Here is a 23,353-nt window from a genome sequence, read left to right as displayed (position 1 = left end):
CCGGTCTCAGTTCCTGCCCAGGTGACGGCCCGCCGCATAGAGCGCGATCGCCGCGGCGTTGGAGACATTGAGCGACTTGATCGCACCGGGCATGTCGAGACGGGTCAGAATGTCGACCGTCTCGCGGGTCTTCTGCCTGAGCCCCTTGCCTTCGGCGCCGAGCACGAGCGCGATCCTGTCACCCGAAAGCCCGGCCTCGATCGGCTCCGGTCCTTCCGAATCAAGACCGATGGTGGTGAAGCCCTGCGCCTTGATCTCGTCGATCGCGGCGGCAAGGTTGCGGACCTCGATGTGGTCGATGAGTTCGAGCGCGCCGGAAGCGGACTTGGCCAGCACACCTGATTCCTGCGGACTGTGGCGCTGGGTTGTGATCAGCGCGCCGGCGCCGAAGGCCACCGCGGAGCGCATGATCGCGCCGACATTGTGCGGGTCGGTAACCTGGTCGAGAATGACCAGAAGCCGCGTGTCGCTAAGTGCGGACAGCGGCCGCGGCGTCAGGGGTGCCGCTTCCAGCAGCACCCCCTGGTGCACGGCGTCGTCACCGAGCAGCCGGTCGATTTCCTGCGGGCTGACCAGTTCGAGCGGGTAGGGCAGGTCCGCATCCTCGGCGATTTCAAGCCGCAACAGCGCATTGCGCGTGGCCTTCAGGCCGGTGATGCGGCGCGCCGGATTGTCGATCGCGGCACGCACGGTATGCAGTCCGTACAGATGGATGGTGTCCGGGGCGACGCGGTCCGTGTAAAGCGCGCCCTTGCGCGCCGGCAGGTCGCGTTTGCTCTTCGGTTGCGCCGGTGGCAGGCCCTGCTGCTCCCGCTTGGCGTCGCGGTGGGCGCGGCGCAGCTTGGCGTAATGGGTATCGCGGTTGGAACCGGGCGCGCCGGCGTCGTCATCTTTGCTCATGGCGCGCTTATACGCCAATTGCGCAGCGGTGCAATCGGCACTGTCGCCACTGGTTTTGCCGGAACGCGGGGAGGATGATTTTGGCGGGCCGCGAGCTGGTCCGGAAGAAGTGTCGGTTTTTGTTCCAATCCTTGTTGACACGGGAACCGCGCGCCGTCATAACGCCGACCGCGGAAGGGGCTTTTCAAACCAATTGCCCGGCCCGCAAAGCCTGATATGTTCGGGCTGTCCATCTTGGATGCATGACCCTGACGGTTGAACTGGAGGGATGCCCGAGTGGTTAAAGGGGACGGACTGTAAATCCGTTGGCTTCGCCTACGTTGGTTCAAATCCAACTCCCTCCACCACCGTCGCGGGGTCGTGAATGCGGGTATAGCTCAATGGTAGAGCAGCAGCCTTCCAAGCTGAATACGCGGGTTCGATTCCCGCTACCCGCTCCAAATCAAGCCATAGCCAAATCAACCAATTGATTGCATTCATCTTTTCTGCGGTTCAACAATCCAGCCAGTTCCGGGTTTCCAGGTGATTTGCGATTGGCGCATCTCGCGCCCGTCGTCGGCGATTGTGCACCACACATTCAGGCCATCGCCAAGCCTCGTTCGAGGGTTCGAGTGGCCGGCAAACTTCCCGGCAATCAAGATCCCCAATGGTTCCTCAACTTCGGTCACGGCTCCTTCAATCACAGGTCATCGAGCGCACAGACCGACCGCGCGGTGGTTCTCCACAGATTCGCATGGTCGCGAGTCCAGCAGGGCAGGACGGTCCTCTCACAGACGATCAGTGGTCCGAACTCTGGGAACGCCGTTTTCGCCAGCACATCCTGCGCGCAGCTCCCGAAGAACAGTCGCGGAAATACCGAGATACTTATTGCAACTCGCATCCGTCATCATGCGTGGCGCCGCTGGCGTTTGAGAGTGTCAACTGGTCAGACGATCTTGTCCGCTGGTTCGGGCTGCTTGGCGGGTTCCGGGCACCTTGGTGGGACACTGCAAGACGGTCGGCGCCGCCACCAAATTGGACAGTCAACTTGACATCGTCGGCTAATTGCTGAACGATCATTCAATAATTGCTTGGCCAAACAATGCTGCCTGGTGCTTGTCTTCAAGCGCTGGAAACCGCCGATTCATTCGTGGAGCACCTGGCCACATAATGTGCAGTCCCTTGAAGGAGCGCCCTTGAAGACTTCAGGATCATCATCCACTCGAGACTCCTCATCACGGCAGGATCGGTCTGCTGTCGCAGTGAAGTCCGTGAGCAAGGTTTTCGGTGCAGGCGCCCAGGCCTTTCGAGCGCTCGATGATGTCTCGGTGGATATCCGCCAGAACGAGTTCTTTACCTTGCTGGGACCTTCGGGCTGCGGCAAGACCACATTGCTGCGTCTGATTGCCGGCTTCGAGCAGCCCACCTCAGGCGAGGTGTTGCTCGACGGGCGGGACTTCTCCGGCAAGCCGCCATACCAGCGACCGGTCAACACGGTCTTCCAGAACTATGCGCTGTTCCCGCACATGACAGTTGCCCAGAACATTTCGTTCGGGCTTGAAATGCTGGGCCGCCCCAAGGACCGCATCAAGGCCGTTACGGAAGAAATGCTGCGGCTGGTTCAGCTCGAAGCGATGGCCGACAGGCGCATTACCCAGATATCGGGCGGTCAGCAACAACGTGTTGCGCTGGCGCGAGCATTGGCGCCGCAGCCCAAGGTGCTGTTGCTCGACGAGCCTTTGTCCGCACTCGATTTGCAACTGCGCAAGGAAATGCAACTGGAACTCAAGCGGCTGCAGACCGATACCGGAATCACCTTCGTCTTCGTCACGCATGATCAGGACGAGGCGCTGACGATGTCCGACCGGATCGCGGTGATGAACCGGGGGGAAATCCTGCAGGTCGGGACGCCCCGCGAGATATACAACAAGCCCCAGCACCGGTTTGTCGCCGGCTTCGTCGGCGAGATAAACCTGCTGCCGGCAGAAACGACGGGCGTGAACGAGTTTTCGATCGCCGGAGGCGGTTGTCTGCGATCCAGCGAGGCGGCGCATGTCCCGGTTGGCGGGCAAGCCGTGCTAGCGGTCCGGCCTGAATGTATCGCACTTTCGGAGCCGTCGGACGGAAGTCTGACCGGCGTCATCACCAACGTCGTGTATCACGGCACCGACACGATCTTTCATTTCAAGCTGGCTGATGGCCAGGAATTGCGCGCGAGATCCCAGAACAACGCTGCACGGGTTCAGACATTTGCCACCGGAGATCAGATCGGCTGGTCGGTCGATCCCGCCTCGGTTTCGGTTCTGGCTGATGATCCATCATGACCCGTGCCGGCAAACATACCCTGTTTCGCATCCTGCTGATTGGACCTGCACTGCTGGCGATCACCGTTTTCATGATCGTACCGCTTTTGCTGATGGCCTACATCTCATTTCGGGGCAGGGATTATTCCGGCGGCGTTCTGTGGGATCAGTTCAGCGCTGAAGCCTATGTCAGGCTGTTCTTTGAACGCGAACTCGACGGTTCTCTGGCGCTCAATCTCAACTACATGTTCATCATTCTCAGGTCGGTCTGGCTGTCATTTGTGACAATGGTGATCTCGCTTGCCGTCGGGCTGCCGGTAGCGATGTTCATGGCTACCCGGGACGCGAAGTGGAAAGCCGTGCTCGTGTTCATGGTGACACTGCCGTTCTGGACCAATCTTCTTGTCCGGAACTACGCGTGGATCCTGTTGTTGCGCGATCACGGGACGATCAATTCGACCCTGATATGGCTTGGGATCATCTCCGAACCCTTGCCGCTGTTGCACAATTCCTTTGCCGTTGCCGTGGGGCTGACCTACTCGTTCCTGCCGTTCATGGTGTTGCCGATCTATGCGAGCCTCGAGAAGATCGATCTTCGGCTCGTCGAAGCCTCGTTCGATCTTTATGCCAATCGTTGGCAGACGATGCGGCGGGTCATACTGCCGCTTGCCTATCCGGGAATCGTGGCAGGCTGCGTCCTCGTTTTCGTTCCCGCGCTCGGCTCCTACATTACGCCGGAATTGCTTGGCGGCGGCAAGACGCTGATGATCGGCAACCTGATCGGATTTCAGTTTGGCGCTGCGCGCAACTGGCCCTTCGGTGCGGCGCTGGGTCTGTTTCTGCTTGCGCTGGTTCTCACCTCGCTGTGGCTTTATGCGCGACGCTATCGCGGTGAGCTGGAGGGGGGCAGATGAGACTCAATCCATTCCGCAGACGCGCGTTTCCCGGCGATGCCCGCCATTGGCCGGGTCTGTTTACTGCCACCGCGGTGTTCTTTGCCTATGTCTACCTGCCGATCCTGATCCTGATTGCGCTGTCTTTCAACGAGAACCGGACCGTGACCGTCTGGACCGCCTTTTCGCTCGACTGGTACCGGATGGCCTTTGCCAACCGCGATATCGTCGGCGCAGCAACCAACTCCCTGATCATCGCTTCTGTTGCCTCGGTGAGTTCGACGACGCTGGCGACGCTGGCAGCACTCCGGATGGCGAGCAATGACCGGTTTCTGGGCAAGACGGGCATAAACGCAGTGTTTGCATTGCCGATCACGGTTCCGGAAATCGTGCCTGCTGTCGCGACCCTGATGTTTTTTGCCAGCCTTGGTTTCACCTTCGGGCTCGGCACCGTGATCATAGGGCATATCGTGTTTTGCATCCCGTTCGCCTATCTGCCCATCCGGGCGCGGCTGGAGGGGATGGATCCCAATATCGGAGAGGCAGCGGCTGACCTCTACGCCAACCCGGTCCAGGCATTCTGGCGAGTGACCTTGCCGCAGCTCATTCCCGGCATTCTTTCGGGGCTTGTGCTGGCTTTCATCATCTCGCTCGATGATTTCGTGACGACCTTCTTCCTTGGCGGGGCGGGGTCAACGACCTTGCCCATCTATATTTTTGGGTTGGTAAGGACCGGCGTTACCCCGGAGGTCAATGCGATCTCCTCGCTGATGCTGCTCCTGTCCCTCTCACTTGTCTCCCTGTCCCTTTTCCTGGGACGGGATCAGAACCGGAAAAACGGGCCCGGATGAGACGTCAAGCCCGCAAACAACTGGAGCAGATCATGACCAAGACCAACAGGGCAGGACCACATACAGCCGGAATGCTGATGGCATCGGCCATTTCGCTTGGCGCCATGACCGGCGGCGCGCTGGCTGACGGCGAACTCAATCTCTACAACTGGTCGAACTATTTTTCGCCGGAATTGCTGGAGCGCTACGAAAAGGAGACCGGGACCAGGGTCACCGTCGACAATTACGCCTCCGAAGAGGACCTGCTGGCAAAGCTGCAGGCTGGCGGCGGCGGCTATGACGTGATTTTCCCCGGAACCACGACGCTCGGCGTGATGGTTGAGAAGGGCATGCTGGCCAAGATCGACGTCAACCAGATGGAGAACTTCAAGAATCTCCTGCCGGCATTCACCACCATCGCCGGTGATGAAGACCGCACATATTCGGCGCCCTACATGTGGGGCACGACCGGCTTTACCTACGATCCCGCGATGGTTCCGGGCGGCAAGCTCGAGGACAGTTGGAAGGCGATTTTCGAGCCGGCTGACGAGCTCAAGGGCAACATCGCCATGCTCAACGAGATGTCGGATGTCTGGAATGCGGCTGCCTATTACACCGGGATCAGCAAGTGCACCGAAGATCCGGCCGAGGCCCAGAAGATCCTTGACGTTTTGATGGCCCAGAAGCCTCATGTGAAGCTCTATTCCAATGATGGAACCATCGACCGCATGATCGCCGGCGAAGTTGCCGTTCACATGCAGTGGAACGGCGCGGCGCACCGGGTCAAGGCGGAGAAGCCGAATGCCGTCTATGTCTATCCCGCGGAAGGCACCACCTTCTGGACCGATGTCATCGCGGTGCCGAAGGATGCGCCGAACCTTGAAGAGGCAAAGGCCTTTGTCAACTGGATGATGTCGCCCGAGGTCGCTGCGGCGGCCTCCAACTACACCGGCTATTCGAATGCCGTGGCGGGTTCCGGAGAATTCCTAAAGGATGACCTGAAGGCGGATCCGGCGGTCAATACCCCGGCCGAATACAATGACCGGCTGCGCGCTTTCGAGAATTGCTCGCCGGCCTCAAAGGATCTGCGCGAGAAGGTTTGGACCAAGCTCAAGTCATGATCTGAAGTTGCAACAAAAGGGCTGGGGCGTTCGCTCGCTCCGGCCCTTTTGCTTTCTATTCGTCCGGATGTTCGCGAGACCGGACAACACGTTCGGGATCCTCGAAGTCCAGGTTGCAGCAGATGCGGTAGGCTTCGAGCAGCTCCGCATCCAGTTTGCCGCGCTTGTGGAAATACATCGCAGCGCCGTACCGGTGCATTCCCGACCCCGGTTCGCCCAGCGGCAGCCGCAACAGGCCAAGCTGCTTCCGATCCTGTTCGTTTTCGGCCTCGATCGCCGAATTCATATCATTGTTCATCGTGTTGCTCTGCGTTCCTGGCCTCGCGTCTGACCCAATGCATCAGCACGCCGCCCATCCCAGCTTGGCTGCAAAAGAGCGCTCTTACCCTTTGATATGAAGCATGTACGTTGTCGCTCACTTGCAACGAGCTGAACGTGCCACGCATCAGTGGTCTGCAGGCGGCGTGGCGGTGCGGCGCGGGTGTGCAAAGAACGGTTTGTCGACCAGCTTGCAGCGCACCATGCGGCGTTGCCAGCGGATTTCCTTCTGCAGATAGATCTCGACCCAGAGATCGTCGGTGACCGACTGTCCATAAGGCGCGTCGAGCCAGGCATAGGCGATATTGCGCTTGCAGGTCGGCGACCACAGTGCCGAGGTGACCTGGCCAACCTCGCGGGTCTTCCGGTGATAGACCAGCGCATCATGGGCGGGCTTGTCGCGCTCGATCTCGATCGCAACAAGCTTGCGTCGCGGCGTCTGTTTTGACAGGTCGACAAGGGCGCGGCGGCCGTTGAAATGCAGCTTGTCGAGCGCCACCAGCCACTCAAGGCCGAGATCGTAGGGGGTGTTGGCCCGGTCCGCTCTGAGCACGGTCTGAGCCGAGAGGAAATCCACCTTGGGCAGCAGGAACCCGGCCTCGATGCGGGCCATCTCGAGCGCTTCGTAACCGATGACACGCAGGCCGCGAAGCTTTCCGGCATCCATCAGCGCGTCCCAGACCTTCAGCGCATCAGCAGGCCTGATCCAGAGCTCGTAGCCTAGATCGCCGGTGAAACCCGTGCGCGAAATGGTGACAGCGGCGCCGGCTATTTCAAATCCGGCGATCCCGAAAGTCTTGAGTGTCTCGATGCCCGCAAGTCCCAGATCCTTGAGCAGGGCGCAGCTTGTCGGACCCTGCAACGCCAGACCTGCGATATCGCGGGTGACATCGCTGATGGAAACATCAAAGCCCCACGCAATATCTTCGAGCCAGGACAGCTGAGGCTCCTGGCAGCAGAGCCGGAATTCGGTCTCTGACAGGCGGAAGACCGTTCCGTCATCAACGACGTTGCCGTCCTCGTCGCACCAGATGCAGTAGGCGACCCGGCCGGGCTTCAATTTGCGGATGTCGCGTGTCACCAGCCGGTTGACCACGGTCTCCGCATCGGGGCCGGTAATGGCGTATTTGCACATCGGCGAAATGTCGAACAGCGTCGACTGATTGCGGATGGCGAAATATTCGAACTCGACATTGTCGAGCACCGAAGGGGAGGCGTAGCCCATCCAGTTGACCCAGGACTGCTGGCGGTTATGGGCGACGAGGCGTTCATGAAAGGGGCCGGGTTCAAGCCCGAGGGCGACCTGCGCGATTGGTTTTGCCTTGGTAGCCATCTCAGTGTCCCCCGTCGCGAAGTGCTGTGCGCGCTGCATTGAAGCCGGGAGCGCCGGAAATGTCGCCTCCGGGATGGGCGCCTGCGCCGCAAAGATAGACGCCCTTGACCGGCATGCGGTACTGGGCCGCTCCATCGAACGGCCGCAGCATCAGGAGCTGGTCGACCCGCAACTCGCCGTGGTGCCAGTGCCCGCCCGACGCGCCGTAACCGGTTTCGATGTCGACGGGCGACATTACGCGGCTTCCGGTGATACCGGAGGACAGGCCGGGAAGGGCATCTTCCAGAGCCGCCATAACCGAACGTGCGAGTTTTGACTTGGAGTCATCGGTCCAGCCGCCTTTGAGATCATGAGGCGTGAACTGTGCGGTGACGCAGAGCCGTTTGGCTTTGGCATCATAGGTTGCTTCGAACACTGGACGTTCCGGCATCTCGCCATATTTGGCCGCATTGAAGGCCGTCTCGATCACCTGCATGGTGGGCGCGAACACCAGTCGCTGACCATGCTCGATCTTGCCGCCATGGCGAAGCGGCGGCATTTCTCCAATATCGAAATCGAGACGGCTGACCATGCCTTTGGATGCCATGTTACGGCAGCGCCGGACGAACTCGCCATCCAGGTGCTCGACACCCAGCAGCGTCATCAGCGTGACCTTGGGCGAGGCGTTGGAGAGCACCAGGGGAGCCGCGATCTCCTCACCGGAGTGAAGCCGTACGCCTGCCGCCTTGTCCTGATCGATCAGAATTTTTGCCACGGGTGCACCGGTGCGGATTTCGCCACCGGCGCTGGTCACGCAATGGCTCAGGGCCTTGACCAGAGCGTCCGGACCGCCTTCGGGCATCACCCTCAGGCCATGGCCGTGAGAGGATTGTGAAGCCATGCGATAAAGCAGTGAGAGCACTGTGCCGGGCGAGCGCGGCCCCATGGCGCCGCCCAGCGTGGCGTCCATGGCGAGGACGCCCGCCAGCGGCCCGTCGCCGATTTCGTCGTTCAGCAGATCCCAGGCGTTGGACAGGATGATGCGCAAGAGGTCGCGCATTTCGGTCTTGCCGAGCAGGCGCATCTTCAACACCATCCTGGCCAGTCCGGCCATTTCACCAAAACTTGCCTTGCCGAGGCCCGGCGGGGATTGCAGCATCATCACGCCGAGTGCCTGTGCCTGTCGGCCAAGGCGGGCATGAAAGGTGGCGTAGTCGTGTTCCGTGATGGCATCGGTGCCGCTCACCTGTCCGCCGATGATACGCAACGGTGGTCCTTCGGAGGAAAGTGCGAGCGTCTCGACCGGTTTTGCGCCGTGGAGCCGCTTCTGGTCGAGCTGGAGCACCCGGGCGATCTCCGGCCGAAGTGCGTAGGGCAGGGGTGCGATGCGAAAACCGGCGTCACCGAGCATGCCGCCCAAATGATCACGGGCCTCCAGCACCAGCACCTTCTTGCCCTTGCGGGCGAGCACCGCCGCGGCGACGAGGCCATTGTGACCGGCGCCTATGACGATGGCGTCGTAGCGCGCGCTCATGCCGACATCCCCATGTCGATCTTGTGGCCGAGATCGCTCAGCACCTCACGCGCGGCATTGGCGCCGGGCGCGCCCATGACGCCGCCGCCGGGATGGGTGGAGGAACCGCACATGTAGAGCCCCTTGATAGGCGAGCGGTACTGGGCGTAGCCGGGCACCGGACGGTTGAACAGCAACTGGTCGAAAGTGAGCTCGCCCTGGAAGATGTTGCCCTCGGTCAAGCCGACCTGGTCCTCGATGTCCTTCGGGCTGCGGATCTCCTTGTGGACGATCAGCTTGCGGAAGTCCGGGCTGTGGCGCTCGATCTTGGAGATCACGGTTTCGGCGAAGGCCTCGCGATTTGTGTCGTCCCATTCGCCGTTCGCCAGCTCATAGGGCGCGTATTGCACGAAGATTGTGGCGTAGTGCTTTCCGGGTGGGGCCATGGTCGGGTCGATCTGGGTCGGGATCAGGAAATCGACATAGGGGCTGGCCGACCATTTGCCGTCCTTCCAGTCGTCATAGGCGCGTTCGATCTCTTCCATGTCATCAAGGAAATGCAGGTCTCCGCGCAGGAACGAAGCGTCCTTGGGTGCGCCAGTGAAGCTCGGCATGCCATCGAGCGCCACGTTGAGCTTTCCCGACGAGCCGCGAAAGCGGTAGCGTTTCACACCCTTGACGAACTCCTGCGGCAGTTCCTTCTCGTCGGTGTGATCTACAAAGGTGCGGCGCACGTCCATGCCTGAGACAACCGTTTCGGCGTAGAGTTCGTCGCCGTTTTCGAGCGCCACGCCACGGACCTTGCCATCCTTGACGATGAAGCGGTCAAGGCCGGAGCCGGTGCGGATCTCGCCGCCCGAAGCTTCAAACGACCGGGCCATGGCCTGGGTGATCGAGCCCATGCCGCCGCGGGCAAAGCCCCAGGCGCCGATGGCGCCGTCAACCTCGCCCATATAGTGGTGCAAGAGCACATAGGCCGTGCCGGGTGAGTAGGGGCCGAGTCCGGTGCCGATGATGCCGGAGCCGGCGATGTAGGCCTTGATCATCGGGGTCTCGAAGTATTGGTCGAGATATTCGGCGATCGACATGGTCCAGAAGCGGACGGTTTCAGCCATCTCGCGCGGCCCCAGATTGTGAAACCTCTTGAGGATGTAGAGCAGCTCGGAGATGTCACGTGGCCTGAGCGAAGCCGGGTCCGGTGCGGTGCGCAGGAGCAGCGGCTTGATGAACCTGCACTGGCGCATCACCGCGCGGGAATAGCGCTCATAGCCGTCGGCGTCGCGGGGAGAGTGGCGGATCAACTCTCTGCGCAGCGCATCATGGTCGGACATGTAGGCGAAGTAGTCGCCTTTCGAGTTGAACACGCCGCCGCCCTCGTAGGGGATGACCTGAAGGCCGTGCTTGGGCAGCTCCAGCGCCCGGATGATCTCGGGCCTGAGCAGCGAGCAGACATAGGAGCAGTTCGAGTAGGTCCAGCCTGGCGTCAGCGAGAGGCTGACCGCGGCCCCGCCGACATGGTTTTCCTTCTCGACGATCAGGGTCTTCAAACCGGCCCGCGCCATGAAACAGGCGGCGGTGAGACCGTTGTGCCCGGCGCCTGCGATAATCGCGTCATACTTCATGGCCTGCTCCAGTTACAAAAAAACCGAAGCTAGAATAAACTGAGCGTTCAGTCAAAAAAATGTTCTGTCATCTTTTCGGATGGTGGGATAGACAACGCGTATGACGCCTCAGAAAGATGTCCGGAAAGTCTCACCGACCAGCAGTCGCACGCAGGCTCGGGTTATCGAAGCCGTGGTCGAAGTAATCGCCCGCCATGGGATCAGCGGAACGACCTTTGCCAATGTTTCGGCCGCAGCGGACGTCTCGCAGGGTGTGTTGGTCTTCCATTTCAAAAACAAGGACGGTCTGCTGGCCGAGACGCTGTCGAGGCTTCTGCAGGAGTATGGTCATGCCTGGCACGATGCGATGTCAGCCGACGATCCGCTTGAACGGATCCTCGGCCTCATCCGGGTTGACCTGAGCCCGGAGATCTGCAGCCAGAAAATGCTGGCCCTTTGGTTTTCGTTCTGGGGCGAGGCCGGCGCCAAGCCGCTCTACAACAAGATCTGCGTCGAGGCCGAGAAAGAGCGCCATCAGGCAATGCTGGAAAGCTGCCGGGAGCTTGTTGAGACCGGTGGCGGCCCAGACCCGGTGTTGCTGACCAATTCAATCGATGCCTTCACCGACGGACTCTGGCTTCAGATGCACATGCAGAGCCAGCCGATCACCAGGATAGAGGCGCTGGAATCAGCAAAGTCACACCTGCGTCTACTTGTTCCGCAACACGCGCATCGGTTCTGAACCGGTCGGTCATCGCTTCCAGGGCCATGTCGGTTCTCCGCGTTCCTGCATGCGCGCGGAGGGTGATCAATATCTTGGTGAGAGGGGATGTCGAGCCCGCCGTCTGTCGCCGCAAGCCTCCTCCGACGTTTGCGAAAACCGATCGTAGATGATGACGCTGTTCCCCGTTATTGAATGAACGTTCAACAAATTTGTTGCATTGTCGGATCATTCCGCCAATAATTCGGCAATCGCGAACGAGTGAGGAACACGATCCATAATGACGGATGGCAATCCCGATTCGACAGCAACGGCGCATTCCGCACATCCTCAGGATGAGGTCGCGCCGGAGTATGACGACACCGCGATACGCTTTCTTGAGGCGCTGTGGGGCGAGGGTTTTCTGTCGCCAGGCGGGCCCGACGAGGTTCGCCGAGTGGTGGCGGATCTGGACTTCAGCGGCAAGCGGGTGCTCGATCTCGGCTGCGGGTCGGGGGGGATCACTCTGTTCCTGGCCCGCGAATACGAGCTTGCCGAGATAGTCGGCTTTGACGTCGAGCAGCCGGTCGTCGACCTGGCGACGGAACGTGCCGCGCAGCAGGGACTTGCAGATCGGGCGCGCTTCGTACGCGGCGCCCCCGGACCCTTGCCGTTTCCTGCCGAGAGCTTCGACATCGTGTTCTCCAAGGATGCGCTCGTACACGTGGCCGACAAGGAAGCGCTGTTTGCGGACATTCATCGTGTGCTCAGGCCTGCCGGGCTGTTTGCCGCGAGCGACTGGCTCACGTCACATGACGGAGAACCGTCCGAGGCGATGCGAGTCTATCTGGAAGCCGAGGGGCTGAGCTTCGGCATGGCGTCGGCGTCTCGCTATGAGGGCGCGATGAAGCAGGCGGGTTTCGTCAATGTGCGGACAGTCAACCGCAATGCCTGGTACCGCGGCGTCGCGCAGCTCGAGCTCGAGCGGCTCAAGGGACCCCTGTACCAGCCGGTCGCAGAAGCAGTCGGCTCGGACTATGTCGACAAGAACATCACGACATGGAGCGCGATGCAGGTCGTGCTCGATAGCGGCGAGCATTGTCCCACTCATGTTTTCGGTATGAAACCTTAGACTGACGCTCTTGCGATCAGGGAGAATCAAATTGAGCCAGTCAGACAAGAGAGAAAACCCGGCTCCGCATACACAGGCTGCGGAAGCATCAAGGCGGCGTGAGCCCAAGGCTTTGCGTCGCGAGCAACTCATCAATGCCACGATAGATTCGCTGGCAAAGCGGGGCTATGCGGCCACGACACTGGCGGATGTGGCCGACGGGGCCGGCTTGTCACGCGGCATCGTGAATTTCCATTTCACCAGCAAGGACAATCTGCTGAGCGAAACCATTAGGCACTTGCAGGACGAGTACACGGCCAACTGGATGGCCATGGTGAGCAAGGCCAAGAGTGACACCGCCTCGCAGCTGCTTGCACTGGTGACGGCCGATCTTGACCGCAAGATCTGCACGCATCGCAAACTTGCGGCTTGGTTCGCACTGATCACCGAGGCCAAGTCCCGGCCGAACTATCAGAAGCTCGCCTGGGAGCGGGATGACAAGTACCGCACCACCCTGACCACGATCTGCCGCAGGGCAAAACAGGAGGCGGGCTATCTCTACGATTCACAGAGCACCGGTGATGCGATTTACGCAATGCAGGAGGGCCTGTGGTTGCGAATGATGCTCTTTGGCAAGGACTACAAGCGCGAAACCGCGCTGAAGGTCGTTCTTGATATGCTTTGCACGATATTTCCCAGGCACTTCGCAGATGACGGAACACCGTTGATTGTCCACGCAGAAGACGAATGAAGGAGATAGGAATGACAACTAGAACAACATCCAGAGGGTTGGTTTTCAGTTTCGCTGCCGCGCTTTCGCTCGGCGCCGCTCCCATGGTCGCATCCGCGGCAGATGGTGAGCTCACGGTCTTCGACTGGGCCGGCTATGAGGATCCGGCGTTCCATCCCGCCTATGCGGAAAAGCACGGAACGTCGCCGACCTTCGCGTTCTTCGGCGACGAGGATGAAGCATTTCAGAAACTTCGCACCGGTTTCAAGGCCGATGTGGCTCATCCCTGCTCGCAGAACGTCACGAAATGGCGGGACGCCGGCATGCTCAAGCCTCTCGATACCTCGCGCATTCCCGAGTGGGACAACATCCTGCCCGGCTTCAAGACCATGCAGGATCTTATGACAACTGAGGACGGCAGGGCCTGGCTTGTGCCATTCGAATGGGGCAACACCGCCGTCACCTACCGGACCGACAAGGTGAACGAATCCGAGATCCAGTCGCTCAAGGCCTTTGCGGATCCCAAGTTCAAGGACCGCGTCTCGATCCCCGACAATGTTGATGATGCCTATGCGCTGGCGTCTCTCGCAATCGGCGTGACCGACTGGTCTGGCATGACCGATGAGCAATTCGAGAAGGCCTCGGCGTTCCTGCGAGAAGTGCACCAGAATGTCCGTATCTACTGGACCGACAACACCGAGCTGAGCCAGGCCATGGCCGGCGAGGAGGTGGATCTGGCCTGGGCGTGGAACGAAACCGCGACCACCCTCCAGGCCGATGAAGTGCCGGTGGCAATCAAGAAGGACACCGACGAGGGGCTGTCGACATGGGTTTGTGGCTACGTGCTGCTGGAAGGCAGCGAAGGCAGTGAGGACAAGGCCTATGACTACCTCAATGCCACCCTTGCTCCGGAGGTTTCCTCCTACATCGTCACCGAATGGGGCTATGGCCACGGCAACGCCAAAGGCATGGCAGCCATTGACGCCGAAACACTCAAGGGCGCTGGGTACGATGACGTGGACTCGTTCGTCGACAAGACGCTTTTCCAGTCTCCGGTCCCGGTGGAACTGAAGCAGAAAATGATCGCTGAATTCGAGAAGATCAAAGCCGGGTATTGATTCTTCGGCGTCGTGCTAAATAAATATTTATGCACGACGCCAATATCTTCGACAATTCAGATAAGAATCGAAGCTGCTAAATCGTGATTTCCGATCAGACAATTTGCGCCCTCAGCTAGGGGTGCGTTGGCGCTTGAGCCTTCTGTGTTAGGTGTTGCACTTAAAAGGTGTATGATTGTATCTTGATGTCATCAGACACCAGAGGGATACTTTATGGTTGGCCCGTTTACACTCGTGAATGTTGTAACCTTATCCAAACCTGCAATGTTTGCAGCAATTCTCAGCATAGCAATGCTGTCTACGAACGCATTGGCGGAAAGTACCGGATGGGTAACGCCGACGACCATAGACAAGGTTTCGCGTTCAATGAACCAGAAACAGTTGATGCCCGTCAGTATCAAATGCAAAGGCGATTCCAAGAGCAGTTCAGTCCGCGCGAGCATGTTGATTAACATGACGTTCTCGCCAAATCCGAAGCGCAAAAGGTGGCAGTGGGTTTGGGGTAGTCGGTTCGGGGCCACGAAGCATGACCTCGAAAAGAAGGGCTGGAAACTCGTGAGTACTTCGAGCTTCGTACGGCCCGCTACGGGATTGGCAGTCCGCTGCGGCGTTTTCCACGCTCCGTAGGAAACTGTAAGACAGGATTCGCCAGTGGGGCGTGAACCCTGTTCAGCCCAGCATGACGATGAACGCGTCCCGGTCGTAAGTGATCCGGATGTCCGAACCGACCGGGATATCGTCAGCGCCGAAATCATTGGTCTCGACAATCGACAGGTGCTGGTTCTGTCCCTCTATGTTCACCGCGAGCGAAGTTACCTCTCCAAAGTAATTGCGGTCGGCGACCTTGCCGGTGACGATGGGATCGGCGGTTTCGCCTTCCCAGACAATCCGCAGGCGCTCCGGACGGATCCCGATGATCGCCTTCGCGGGGTCAGAGATTGTCTTGCCTGCGAGATGTCCGGTAATGTCACCGATGCCGGGCAGCGTCGCGGCAAAGTTCTTGCCGTTGACCGAAAGGTGGGACGAGGTCAGGAAATTCATGCCGCCGAGGAAGTCGGCGACCTGCCTTGTGGCGGGGTTCTGGTAGATCTCCTTGGGTTCGGCGATCTGGGCAATCTGACCTCCGAACATCACCGCGATCCTGTCCGACATGCTCAGTGCTTCATACTGGTCATGCGTGACCAGCACGAATGTGATGCCGATCTGGCGTTGCAGATGCCTGAGTTCCACCTGCATCTGTTCGCGCAGGTTCTTGTCGAGTGCCGAAAGCGGTTCATCCAGAAGCAGGACCTTCGGGCGCATCACAAGCGCCCGGGCAAGGGCCACCCGCTGCCGCTGTCCACCGGAGAGCTGATTGCCCATTCTCGGACCAAGCTCCGACAGTTCGACCTGGTCGAGGGCTTCCTTGACGCGCTTCTCTTCTTCCGCGCGCCCCAGCCTGAGCCGCTTGAGGCCATAGGCGATGTTCTCTGCAACATTGAGATGGGGAAAAATTGCGTAACTCTGAAACACCATGTTGGTGGGTCTGAGGTTCGGCGGAATCCCCGCCATGGATCTGCCGCCGATCAGGATTTCTCCCGAGGATGGGTCGTCGAATCCACCGATCATCCGCAGCAATGTGGTCTTGCCGCAACCGGAGGGCCCGAGAAGCGAGAAAAACTCGCCTTCGCCAATTGTTGCATTCAGCGTGTCGAGCGCTCGGAAGGTGCCGAAGTTCTTGTCGACATTTCGGATCTCGATCATCGGGGAGGTGGTCATGGCGTTGGGGCCTGGCTGGTTTGTGTCTCGGGTTGTGTCGCATGGTCCGTCATGGGCGCAGCTCCATCTTGCGTTCCGCCTGGCGCCGGAAGATTTCTGCCGCCGTAAGCAGCACAAGCGACGCGGCGATGAGAATGGAGCCGAGCGCCAGCACGTTCGGAAGCTTGGCGGCAAACCTCAACTGACCCCAGATGTAAACTGGCAGGGTCGGCTCGGTGCCGCTCAGGAAAAATGCGAGGATGAACTCGTCGAGCGATATGGTGAAGGTGACCAGCAGACTTGAGACGATCGACGGCGCAAGCATCGGCAGTGTTACCCGCCTGAGCGTGCCGAAGGATGTTTCTCCCAGATCGCGCGAGGCCTCCTCCATGCTGGGATCAAATCCCTCAAATCCCGAAACCAAGACCGTGACCGAATAGGGGAGGCAGATGAGCAGATGCCCCAGGATCACAGTGACGAGCGACAGTTGCAGCCCGAGGCCGAGCAGGACCACCAAGAGTGATATGGCGATGATGATCTCGGGCAGGATCAGGGGCGCCATGATAAGGGCGCTGGCCGGGCCCTTTCCGCGGAATCGATGCCGAGTGATGGCGCGCGCGGCGCAGATTCCCAGAACAGTGCTCAAGACCGCCGCGCTCACCCCGACGATCAGCGAGTTCCAGGCTGCACCCTGCATGGCAGCATTTCCTGCCAGGGATTCGTACCATCTGAAGGTGAACCCGACCAGCGGAAGCTTCGGCGTCGCGGAATCATTGAAAGAGAAGACCGGAAGCAGCAGCACCGGAAAATACAGGATCGCCACGTAGAGTATCACATAGATCGCGAGCAGCCGCCTGGGCGAGGGAAGGAACCTCATTTGAGCAGCCTCTTCAGGCCGGCAAGCGCCAGCACGATTGTGCCTGCAACCAGCGAAACGATGATCATGGTGCTCACGGCCAGAGCCGCGCCGAGCGGCCAATTCGAGGCCCTGCCGAACTGGACCTGAATGGCGTTGGCGATCATGACGCCGTCCTTGCCGCCCACAAGTTTCGGCGTGACATAGTCGCCGACCGTCGGGATCATCACGATCATCAGCGCCGCGATGATGCCTGGCATGGTCAATGGCAGCGTTATGCGAAGAAATCTTCGGATAGGCCCGTCGCCCAGATCGGCTGCGGCCTCCAGCAGAGACCGATCAAGCTTCTCGAGCGAGACGAACAGCGGCAGGATCGCAAACGCGGCCCAGCTGTGCGCAAGCGTGATGATCACCGCGTTGACATTGTAGATCAGCGAACTCAACGGCTCGGTGATCACGCCGAGATGCATAAGGCCGGTGTTGAGCACGCCCTTGTAGCCGAGGATCACCTTCCAGGACAGGATCCGCAACAGATAACCGGACCAGAACGGTACGGTGATGATGAACAGCCAGAGCCCCTTGTAGCGACCGCCATAAAAGGAAACGAACCAGGCGATCGGATAGGCCAGCACGACGGTGACGAAGGCGACTGTCACCGAGATGAACAAGGAACGCATCAGAAGGTCGCGATAGATCGGTTCGGTCAGCGCCGCCTTGTAGTTTTCGAGCGTGAACGTACGGTCGATGGTTAGGTAATCCTGCGACCAGAAGCTGTTTGCGACAATGACGATGATCGGGCCGATCAGCAGCAGCATGGCGTAAAGCAAAGGCGGGGAGATCGTCAGCCAGCCCTTGCCTGTTTCCGAGCGGAGGAACCGGGAGATCGATTCTCGACCGGTGCGCTGGACTGGCAGGATGGGGGCAGACGGATCCAAATTCAGTTCCTCGATTTGGCCGGGAATTCCGGTCGTAACGATCCCGCATTCGGGGTCCTGTTGCGATCGGAACGACCGCATCGGCACCCTTCAATAGGAAGTCAAAAGGCAGTTGAATGCAAGCCGTTTTTCTGCCAAATTGATTGAACAGCCATTCAATAACAGCTCCATCTGGCGCAGCGGGCTGTTGAAAAGTCTGGCGCCCGACAAATCCTCCGGAAAGTCCGCATCATGCCCGAAACGCACAACAGGATGTTTGAAAAGGCCACTCAGGATGCCGCCGATCACCTGATCCAGCCATGGCCCTCGGCGGGCTCTGTTGGCGCAGAAGCTCGCGGCATGCTTGGCTCGGGCGAGGGGGTTTATGTCCATGACGACAGGGGGCGCAAACTCATCGATGGTCCGGCGGGGATGTGGTGCACCAATGTCGGGCATCGCAATGAGGCGCTGGCTGACGTGCTCAAGGAGCAGGCGATGGAGTTGTCCTACAACTCACCCTGGTACACCTCCAACGAGCCGTCGGCGGAACTGGCCCGGCGCATTGCCGGTCATGCGCCCGGCGACCTCAACCATGTGTTTTTCACGACAGGCGGATCGACGGCGGTGGAGAGCGCTCTGCGGTTTGCGCAATTCTACAACAATGTCCGCGGTCTGGAAGGCAAGAAGAAGATCATCTGCCGTGATGGCGGATACCACGGCAGCACCTACCTGTCTGCGACCCTGAACGGCAGCCAACGGTCGAGGAACTGGATGGACTTTGCCGATGAACTCACCATTCGCCTGTCTTGCCCCGATCCGTTCCGTCGTCCCGATGGAATGAGCATCGAGGATTTCAGGGATCAACTGGTCAGGGAATTTGCTGCTGCGGTGGACGAACACGGCGCCGAAAACATCGCAGCCTTTGTCGGTGAGCCGATCATGGCCTCGGGCGGCGTGATCGTTCCGCCGGATGGATATTTCAAGGCAATTCGCGAGATCTGCACGAAGCACGACATTCTGTTCATCGCCGATGAGGTTGTGACTGCCTTCGGACGGCTTGGCCACGTGTTCGCCTCCGAAACCTGCTTCGACGTGGTTCCCGATATCATCACCTTTGCCAAGGGTGTGACGTCGGGGTACTTTCCTCTCGGTGGGATGGTGGTTTCGGACCGCCTGCTTGAAGGGCTCCGCGCCTCCAATCATCCCGAAGCGATGTATGCTCATGGCCTCACCTATTCCAGTCATCCGATCGGATGCGCTGTGGCCCTGAAGAACCTCGACATTCTCGAAGACGAGTTGCTTGAGTACACACGCGGGATCACGCCCTATTTTCATGAGAGGATGAAGGCGCTGGAAGAGCTCGAACTGGTCGGCGAAGTTCGCGGAATGGGACTGATGGCCTGCGTCGAATGCGTCGCGGACCGGGAAAGCCATAATCCTATCCGGCTGGACACGGAAGTCGGTGTCCGGATCGACCGCCATTGCCAGGAACTGGGCCTGCTGGTGCGGCCGCTGGTGCACATGTGCGTGATGTCCCCGCCGCTGGTGATCACCCGCGATCAGATCGACAGCATGGCCGATATTCTCCATGAAGGGATTTCACGGACCATGCGCGACTTGCGCCACGAAGGCATCTGGAACGGCTGAGACGTCGGGCGCGCTCCTGAGCCGGCGTCTGTCAGTCCGCTTGCATGGATTGCTTGCGCGCGCCGGTCGCATTGATGGTTGCGCCCGGTCGCGACGTTGCGCTGACTGGAAACAGAAGGTGTGAGCTGGATCAGGTGCCCGTGGCCATCTCTTCATTCAGTCGGGCGACATCGTCTTCAGACGGCCGTTCGTCAAGTTTGCTGACCGGCAGCACCGCACGCAGATGATCATGATGGCTGCGTACGCCGTACTCCAGATCGGAGAGATAGAAGCCCTTGAAGGCGCTCGAGTTCATGGCCTCGTTTGACCATTCGGTCAGCCGTACATCCTCGCCCATTGTTTCATTGTCGATACGGATGGCGAGCTTTCGGGCGAGCGTCTGCTGCCGGGTCTCATCCCGGTAGCGGTAGATCGAGCCACGCAGAAGCGTCTCTCCCGTCGACAACGGAAACTCCTGATAAAACTGGACGAGTTCGGGTGTGACCGCAATCACCGCATTCGGGAACAAGCCGTAATAGACCCAGGCGCGCTTGAGGTGCTCGGGCATGTTCGGGCGCGGCTGCATGAGCTTGAGGTAATTGCGAACGCTCCAGCGCCGGCCGTTTTCGTTGCACTCGGCATAGGATCTCGACATGCCCCCGACAAAGGGCTCATCGAAATAGGACCGGCCGTACAGATCCTGAAGCGCGGGATGGGCCAGCGCCACGTGATAGCCTTCATTGTCGACGTCGCGTACCGATTTCCAGTTGACCTTGGACACCATCGTCCAGATCTCTCCTGCGGGAACCAGGCTGCTCATATCGAAGTGGACAGTCTCATCGGCGAACGGTGCGAACAGCTCGGCCACCGAGGCCTGCGAACCCGGCTCAAAGCGGACAAAGACAAACCCGTTCCATATTTCGGCTTCAAGCGGCTGCAGCCCGAATTCAACCTTGTCCAGTTCCGGGAAGGATTTCGGCCGCGCAGCTCCTCTCAGGGAGCCATCAAGATTGTAGACCCAGCCATGGAAAGGGCAGACCAGCGCGCCTTTGCAGGCACCTTTCTCATCGGCCACCACCCGGGCGCCGCGGTGCCGGCACATGTTGTGAAAGGCACGTACCTCGCCATCAGCCCCGCGTAGCACGAGCGCTCGTTCACCGCACATGTCAAAGGCGATGTAGTTTCCAGGGTCCGGGAGATCTGACACATGGCAGGCAATCTGCCAGTGCCTGCGAAACAATTCCTGCTTCTCGAGCTCAAGGAACGCCTTGCTGTGGTAGGTCCAGCCTGGAAGGCCGCAACGATCCCAAGTCTCGGGGATGGAGATATCTCGGCTGGAAACGGGGCGGTTCATATGGCACCTGATTAATTTGAGTGAACACTCAGAAAATAGGTCGATGGCGTCGCGAGGTCAAGTCAAACCGCCTCAGGCGGCGGTTGCCGTCCGGGTTTTCTGGCGATCCCGAAAATGGAAGGAGCAATCCGAAGCAACCGTCACAGGTCCGTTCCGAACCACCCGGACCAGCACCCGGGAGAGACGGCCGGTCTTGGCTATAGAGCCGATGGCGCTTCGGCGTGTGCGAGATCAGTGTAGAGGTGCCAATGGACTTTCCCTGATTGAGATCATCAACCGCTACGACGTCCTGGCTATTGTCTCCTGTACCCTGGCTCCTGGCTCCCAGATCGGCAGCCTTTGCCTATTCGGGGTGTAGAATCACCTTCCTTTGCCAAGCTGAGTACGCGGGTTCGTTTCCCGCTATCCGCTCCGGTGTTCCCGTAGTCGAAATCAAGAGTTCCGGTGGCCGCGATCGAGCCCTCGCAACGGTCTCGGCGGAATGCCGATGGGGCAGAATGCCACGGATCGGCGGCTTTCCGGGAGCCGAGATTTTTACTTGCGAAACAAGAGCGAAAGCCTTATGTCGCGTTGACTTCTCGCGGGATCAGGGTCTAACGCCTCCGGATCCACAGTCTGCCAACAGAATTACAGGATACAGGACTATGGCAAAGGGTAAGTTCGAGCGCAACAAGCCGCACGTAAACATCGGCACGATTGGTCACGTTGACCACGGCAAGACATCGCTGACGGCTGCGATCACCAAGTATTTCGGTGACTTCAAGGCCTACGATCAGATCGACGCAGCGCCGGAAGAAAAGGCCCGCGGCATCACCATCTCGACGGCTCACGTCGAGTATGAGACCGAAGCGCGTCACTACGCCCACGTCGACTGCCCCGGCCACGCCGACTATGTGAAGAACATGATCACCGGTGCGGCGCAGATGGACGGCGCGATCCTGGTGGTTTCGGCTGCCGATGGCCCGATGCCGCAGACCCGCGAGCACATCCTGCTTGCCCGTCAGGTTGGCGTTCCTTCGCTGGTCGTGTTCCTCAACAAGGTCGACCAGGTCGACGACGAGGAGCTGCTCGAGCTCGTCGAGATGGAAGTGCGCGAGCTGCTTTCGTCCTACGACTTCCCGGGCGACGATATTCCGATCACCAAGGGCTCGGCGCTTGTGGCGCTCAACGATGGCGACAAGGCCCAGGGCGAAGACGCGATCCGCGCTCTGATGAAGACCGTTGACGACTACATCCCGACCCCTGAGCGTCCGATCGACCAGCCGTTCCTGATGCCGATCGAAGACGTGTTCTCGATCTCGGGCCGCGGCACCGTTGTGACCGGCCGTGTCGAGCGTGGCGTTGTCAAGGTTGGCGAGGAAATCGAGATTGTCGGTATCCGCGACACCCAGAAGACGACCTGCACCGGCGTTGAAATGTTCCGCAAGCTGCTCGACCAGGGCCAGGCCGGCGACAACATCGGCGCACTGCTTCGTGGCGTTGGCCGTGAGGACGTCGAGCGTGGTCAGGTTCTGTGCAAGCCCGGTTCGGTCAAGCCGCACACCAAGTTCACCGCGGAAGCCTACATCCTGACCAAGGAAGAGGGTGGCCGTCACACGCCGTTCTTCACCAACTACCGTCCGCAGTTCTACTTCCGCACGACCGACGTGACGGGCATCGTGACGCTGCCGGAAGGCACTGAAATGGTGATGCCGGGCGACAACATCTCGGCTGAAGTTTCGCTGATCGTGCCGATCGCGATGGAAGAGAAGCTGCGCTTCGCCATCCGCGAAGGCGGCCGCACCGTCGGCGCCGGCATCGTCGCAACGATCATCGAGTAATCGATGATCGTCTCGTCGGTGGCGCAAGCTTGCCGACGACATTGAATGAGAATGCAAAACGCGCCGCAAGGCGCGTTTTGTTTTGCTCTGCAGCAGGATCGATCTGATGCCGCCAGGGCAGAAGCCGCCGGCGGCTTACATGAAAACACCAGCGCGGGCTATCAGGCCCGCGTCGTGGCTTGCAGATACCTGTGAAGGTTGGACCGCAAGGGCAATCCGACTGGGTTGGCGCGAGTTTGATTGTTCTGCATACTCGCGGTTGATCGAGGGGGCTGGTCAAGGGGCAGGGGCGTTCGGCATGCATTGGGGCAAATGCGGCGTAGTCATTCTGGCGCTGGCTTTTATGGCTGTACCTGTCGAGCAGAGCCATGCCCGCTGCCCGGAGCGTCTGCCCTGCAAGGGCTGCGGTTGCAAGGGGGGACCCGGCTACAGGATCAATGCGACCGGAAAGTGTGCGGGCTTCAAGGCGCTCGAGCGCCAGTGCGGCAACCCGCCGACGCTCAGGTGCACTTTTGAAAATGCGCCCGGAACCGGCCTCAACCGGGACTGTGCCCTTGGTAACAAGTCCGAAGTGCCGGGTTGAAGTGCAGCGCTGCCGCCGCTAAACAGGCGATCTG

21 protein-coding genes and 2 tRNA genes are annotated in these 23,353 nt (G+C 59.9%); 13 read left to right on the top strand and 10 right to left on the bottom strand.

Features of this window, described 5'->3' with window-relative positions; genetic code table 11:
* Positions 1–6: 6 nt before the first annotated feature.
* Positions 7–900, bottom strand: coding sequence for an RNA methyltransferase (locus SPHINGO391_RS12300; protein WP_152009100.1), 894 nt, complete (start codon positions 898–900; stop codon positions 7–9).
* A gap of 262 nt (positions 901–1,162) precedes the next feature.
* On the opposite strand from SPHINGO391_RS12300, the gene SPHINGO391_RS12295 reads away from it, so the two are divergent.
* The 6 genes from SPHINGO391_RS12295 (at position 1,163) to SPHINGO391_RS12270 (ending at position 6,026) form a co-directional block, all read left to right on the top strand.
* A tRNA-Tyr gene (locus SPHINGO391_RS12295) sits at positions 1,163–1,247 on the top strand.
* Between the two features lie 19 nt (positions 1,248–1,266).
* A tRNA-Gly gene (locus tag SPHINGO391_RS12290) sits at positions 1,267–1,340 on the top strand.
* 810 nt (positions 1,341–2,150) lie between these two features.
* The gene (locus SPHINGO391_RS12285; protein ID WP_244615176.1) at positions 2,151–3,203 is read left to right on the top strand and encodes an ABC transporter ATP-binding protein; all 1,053 of its coding nucleotides are present in this window, start codon (positions 2,151–2,153) and stop codon (positions 3,201–3,203) included.
* Positions 3,200–4,096, top strand: coding sequence for an ABC transporter permease (locus SPHINGO391_RS12280; protein ID WP_152009098.1), 897 nt, complete (start codon positions 3,200–3,202; stop codon positions 4,094–4,096). The genes SPHINGO391_RS12285 and SPHINGO391_RS12280 overlap by 4 nt, the downstream gene beginning before the upstream one ends.
* Entirely contained in the window at positions 4,093–4,926 is an 834-nt protein-coding gene (locus SPHINGO391_RS12275) for an ABC transporter permease (protein WP_152009097.1), read from the top strand. Before SPHINGO391_RS12280 ends, SPHINGO391_RS12275 begins: the two co-directional genes overlap by 4 nt.
* 32 nt (positions 4,927–4,958) lie before the next feature.
* Complete coding sequence (locus SPHINGO391_RS12270) at positions 4,959–6,026, top strand: extracellular solute-binding protein (RefSeq protein ID WP_210385783.1); 1,068 nt, start codon at positions 4,959–4,961, stop codon at positions 6,024–6,026.
* A gap of 55 nt (positions 6,027–6,081) precedes the next feature.
* On the opposite strand, the gene SPHINGO391_RS12265 is transcribed toward SPHINGO391_RS12270, so the two are convergent.
* The 4 genes from SPHINGO391_RS12265 to SPHINGO391_RS12250 form a co-directional block, all read right to left on the bottom strand.
* Positions 6,082–6,324 (bottom strand): hypothetical protein, encoded by a 243-nt coding sequence (locus tag SPHINGO391_RS12265; protein WP_244615175.1) that lies wholly within the window; start codon positions 6,322–6,324, stop codon positions 6,082–6,084.
* A gap of 147 nt (positions 6,325–6,471) precedes the next feature.
* Complete coding sequence (locus tag SPHINGO391_RS12260) at positions 6,472–7,677, bottom strand: aminomethyltransferase family protein (protein WP_152009096.1); 1,206 nt, start codon at positions 7,675–7,677, stop codon at positions 6,472–6,474.
* Between the two features lies 1 nt (position 7,678).
* On the bottom strand, positions 7,679–9,190 hold the full coding sequence (locus SPHINGO391_RS12255) for an NAD(P)/FAD-dependent oxidoreductase (protein ID WP_152009095.1): 1,512 nt from the start codon (positions 9,188–9,190) through the stop codon (positions 7,679–7,681).
* Entirely contained in the window at positions 9,187–10,791 is a 1,605-nt protein-coding gene (locus tag SPHINGO391_RS12250) for an NAD(P)/FAD-dependent oxidoreductase (RefSeq protein ID WP_152009094.1), read from the bottom strand. Before SPHINGO391_RS12250 ends, SPHINGO391_RS12255 begins: the two co-directional genes overlap by 4 nt.
* A gap of 100 nt (positions 10,792–10,891) precedes the next feature.
* Here SPHINGO391_RS12250 and SPHINGO391_RS12245 point away from each other — a divergent pair, with 100 nt between their 5' ends.
* The 4 genes from SPHINGO391_RS12245 to SPHINGO391_RS12230 all read left to right on the top strand — a co-directional run bounded on the left by SPHINGO391_RS12245 (position 10,892) and on the right by SPHINGO391_RS12230 (position 14,429).
* Positions 10,892–11,512: a TetR family transcriptional regulator C-terminal domain-containing protein gene (locus SPHINGO391_RS12245; protein ID WP_152009093.1), complete on the top strand. Its 621-nt coding sequence runs from the start codon at positions 10,892–10,894 to the stop codon at positions 11,510–11,512.
* Between the two features lie 259 nt (positions 11,513–11,771).
* Entirely contained in the window at positions 11,772–12,602 is an 831-nt protein-coding gene (locus SPHINGO391_RS12240) for a methyltransferase domain-containing protein (RefSeq protein ID WP_152009092.1), read from the top strand.
* A 31-nt stretch (positions 12,603–12,633) separates the two neighbouring features.
* Positions 12,634–13,332, top strand: coding sequence for a TetR family transcriptional regulator C-terminal domain-containing protein (locus tag SPHINGO391_RS12235; RefSeq protein ID WP_152009091.1), 699 nt, complete (start codon positions 12,634–12,636; stop codon positions 13,330–13,332).
* An 11-nt stretch (positions 13,333–13,343) separates the two neighbouring features.
* Positions 13,344–14,429: an ABC transporter substrate-binding protein gene (locus tag SPHINGO391_RS12230; protein WP_152009090.1), complete on the top strand. Its 1,086-nt coding sequence runs from the start codon at positions 13,344–13,346 to the stop codon at positions 14,427–14,429.
* Positions 14,430–14,620: 191 nt separating this feature from the next.
* On the opposite strand, the gene SPHINGO391_RS12225 is transcribed toward SPHINGO391_RS12230, so the two are convergent.
* From SPHINGO391_RS12225 to SPHINGO391_RS12210, 4 genes are all read right to left on the bottom strand, one after another.
* Entirely contained in the window at positions 14,621–14,884 is a 264-nt protein-coding gene (locus SPHINGO391_RS12225) for a hypothetical protein (RefSeq protein ID WP_152009089.1), read from the bottom strand.
* A 214-nt stretch (positions 14,885–15,098) separates the two neighbouring features.
* Positions 15,099–16,172: an ABC transporter ATP-binding protein gene (locus tag SPHINGO391_RS12220; protein WP_152011536.1), complete on the bottom strand. Its 1,074-nt coding sequence runs from the start codon at positions 16,170–16,172 to the stop codon at positions 15,099–15,101.
* A gap of 64 nt (positions 16,173–16,236) precedes the next feature.
* Entirely contained in the window at positions 16,237–17,043 is an 807-nt protein-coding gene (locus SPHINGO391_RS12215; RefSeq protein WP_152009088.1) for an ABC transporter permease, read from the bottom strand.
* Positions 17,040–17,906, bottom strand: a complete 867-nt coding sequence (locus SPHINGO391_RS12210) for an ABC transporter permease (protein WP_244615412.1) — start codon at positions 17,904–17,906, stop codon at positions 17,040–17,042. Before SPHINGO391_RS12210 ends, SPHINGO391_RS12215 begins: the two co-directional genes overlap by 4 nt.
* Before the next feature lie 282 nt (positions 17,907–18,188).
* Between SPHINGO391_RS12210 and SPHINGO391_RS12205 the strand changes: the two genes are divergently transcribed.
* Positions 18,189–19,583 carry an aminotransferase gene (locus SPHINGO391_RS12205; protein ID WP_152009086.1) on the top strand — a complete coding sequence of 465 codons (1,395 nt, stop codon included), beginning with the start codon at positions 18,189–18,191 and terminating at the stop codon, positions 19,581–19,583.
* 130 nt (positions 19,584–19,713) lie between these two features.
* On the opposite strand, the gene SPHINGO391_RS12200 is transcribed toward SPHINGO391_RS12205, so the two are convergent.
* On the bottom strand, positions 19,714–20,916 hold the full coding sequence (locus SPHINGO391_RS12200; RefSeq protein WP_152009085.1) for an aromatic ring-hydroxylating dioxygenase subunit alpha: 1,203 nt from the start codon (positions 20,914–20,916) through the stop codon (positions 19,714–19,716).
* Positions 20,917–21,560: 644 nt separating this feature from the next.
* Here SPHINGO391_RS12200 and tuf point away from each other — a divergent pair.
* A complete protein-coding gene (gene tuf / locus SPHINGO391_RS12195) occupies positions 21,561–22,736 on the top strand; it encodes an elongation factor Tu (protein ID WP_152009084.1) in 1,176 nt (391 codons plus the stop codon).
* A 298-nt stretch (positions 22,737–23,034) separates the two neighbouring features.
* Positions 23,035–23,319, top strand: a complete 285-nt coding sequence (locus SPHINGO391_RS12190; RefSeq protein WP_152009083.1) for a hypothetical protein — start codon at positions 23,035–23,037, stop codon at positions 23,317–23,319.
* Positions 23,320–23,353: the final 34 nt, after the last annotated feature.

This window comes from Hoeflea sp. EC-HK425 (assembly GCF_902498795.1).
GTDB lineage: Bacteria > Pseudomonadota > Alphaproteobacteria > Rhizobiales > Rhizobiaceae > Hoeflea > Hoeflea alexandrii.
The sequence above is the reverse complement of the archived record's forward strand: the minus strand, read 5'-3'. Positions and strand labels throughout refer to the sequence as shown.

Coding starts and splice junctions, on each gene's coding strand:
- SPHINGO391_RS12300 (WP_152009100.1), bottom strand. CDS start 900: ATGAGCAAAGATGACGACGCCGGCGCGCCCGGTTCCAACCGCGATACC.
- SPHINGO391_RS12275 (WP_152009097.1), top strand. CDS start 4,093: ATGAGACTCAATCCATTCCGCAGACGCGCGTTTCCCGGCGATGCCCGC.
- SPHINGO391_RS12190 (WP_152009083.1), top strand. CDS start 23,035: ATGCATTGGGGCAAATGCGGCGTAGTCATTCTGGCGCTGGCTTTTATG.
- SPHINGO391_RS12265 (WP_244615175.1), bottom strand. CDS start 6,324: ATGAACAATGATATGAATTCGGCGATCGAGGCCGAAAACGAACAGGAT.
- SPHINGO391_RS12240 (WP_152009092.1), top strand. CDS start 11,772: ATGACGGATGGCAATCCCGATTCGACAGCAACGGCGCATTCCGCACAT.
- tuf (WP_152009084.1), top strand. CDS start 21,561: ATGGCAAAGGGTAAGTTCGAGCGCAACAAGCCGCACGTAAACATCGGC.
- SPHINGO391_RS12280 (WP_152009098.1), top strand. CDS start 3,200: ATGACCCGTGCCGGCAAACATACCCTGTTTCGCATCCTGCTGATTGGA.
- SPHINGO391_RS12250 (WP_152009094.1), bottom strand. CDS start 10,791: ATGAAGTATGACGCGATTATCGCAGGCGCCGGGCACAACGGTCTCACC.
- SPHINGO391_RS12200 (WP_152009085.1), bottom strand. CDS start 20,916: ATGAACCGCCCCGTTTCCAGCCGAGATATCTCCATCCCCGAGACTTGG.
- SPHINGO391_RS12270 (WP_210385783.1), top strand. CDS start 4,959: ATGACCAAGACCAACAGGGCAGGACCACATACAGCCGGAATGCTGATG.
- SPHINGO391_RS12260 (WP_152009096.1), bottom strand. CDS start 7,677: ATGGCTACCAAGGCAAAACCAATCGCGCAGGTCGCCCTCGGGCTTGAA.
- SPHINGO391_RS12215 (WP_152009088.1), bottom strand. CDS start 17,043: ATGAGGTTCCTTCCCTCGCCCAGGCGGCTGCTCGCGATCTATGTGATA.
- SPHINGO391_RS12255 (WP_152009095.1), bottom strand. CDS start 9,190: ATGAGCGCGCGCTACGACGCCATCGTCATAGGCGCCGGTCACAATGGC.
- SPHINGO391_RS12205 (WP_152009086.1), top strand. CDS start 18,189: ATGCCCGAAACGCACAACAGGATGTTTGAAAAGGCCACTCAGGATGCC.
- SPHINGO391_RS12230 (WP_152009090.1), top strand. CDS start 13,344: ATGACAACTAGAACAACATCCAGAGGGTTGGTTTTCAGTTTCGCTGCC.
- SPHINGO391_RS12225 (WP_152009089.1), bottom strand. CDS start 14,884: ATGTTAATCAACATGCTCGCGCGGACTGAACTGCTCTTGGAATCGCCT.
- SPHINGO391_RS12220 (WP_152011536.1), bottom strand. CDS start 16,172: ATGATCGAGATCCGAAATGTCGACAAGAACTTCGGCACCTTCCGAGCG.
- SPHINGO391_RS12245 (WP_152009093.1), top strand. CDS start 10,892: ATGACGCCTCAGAAAGATGTCCGGAAAGTCTCACCGACCAGCAGTCGC.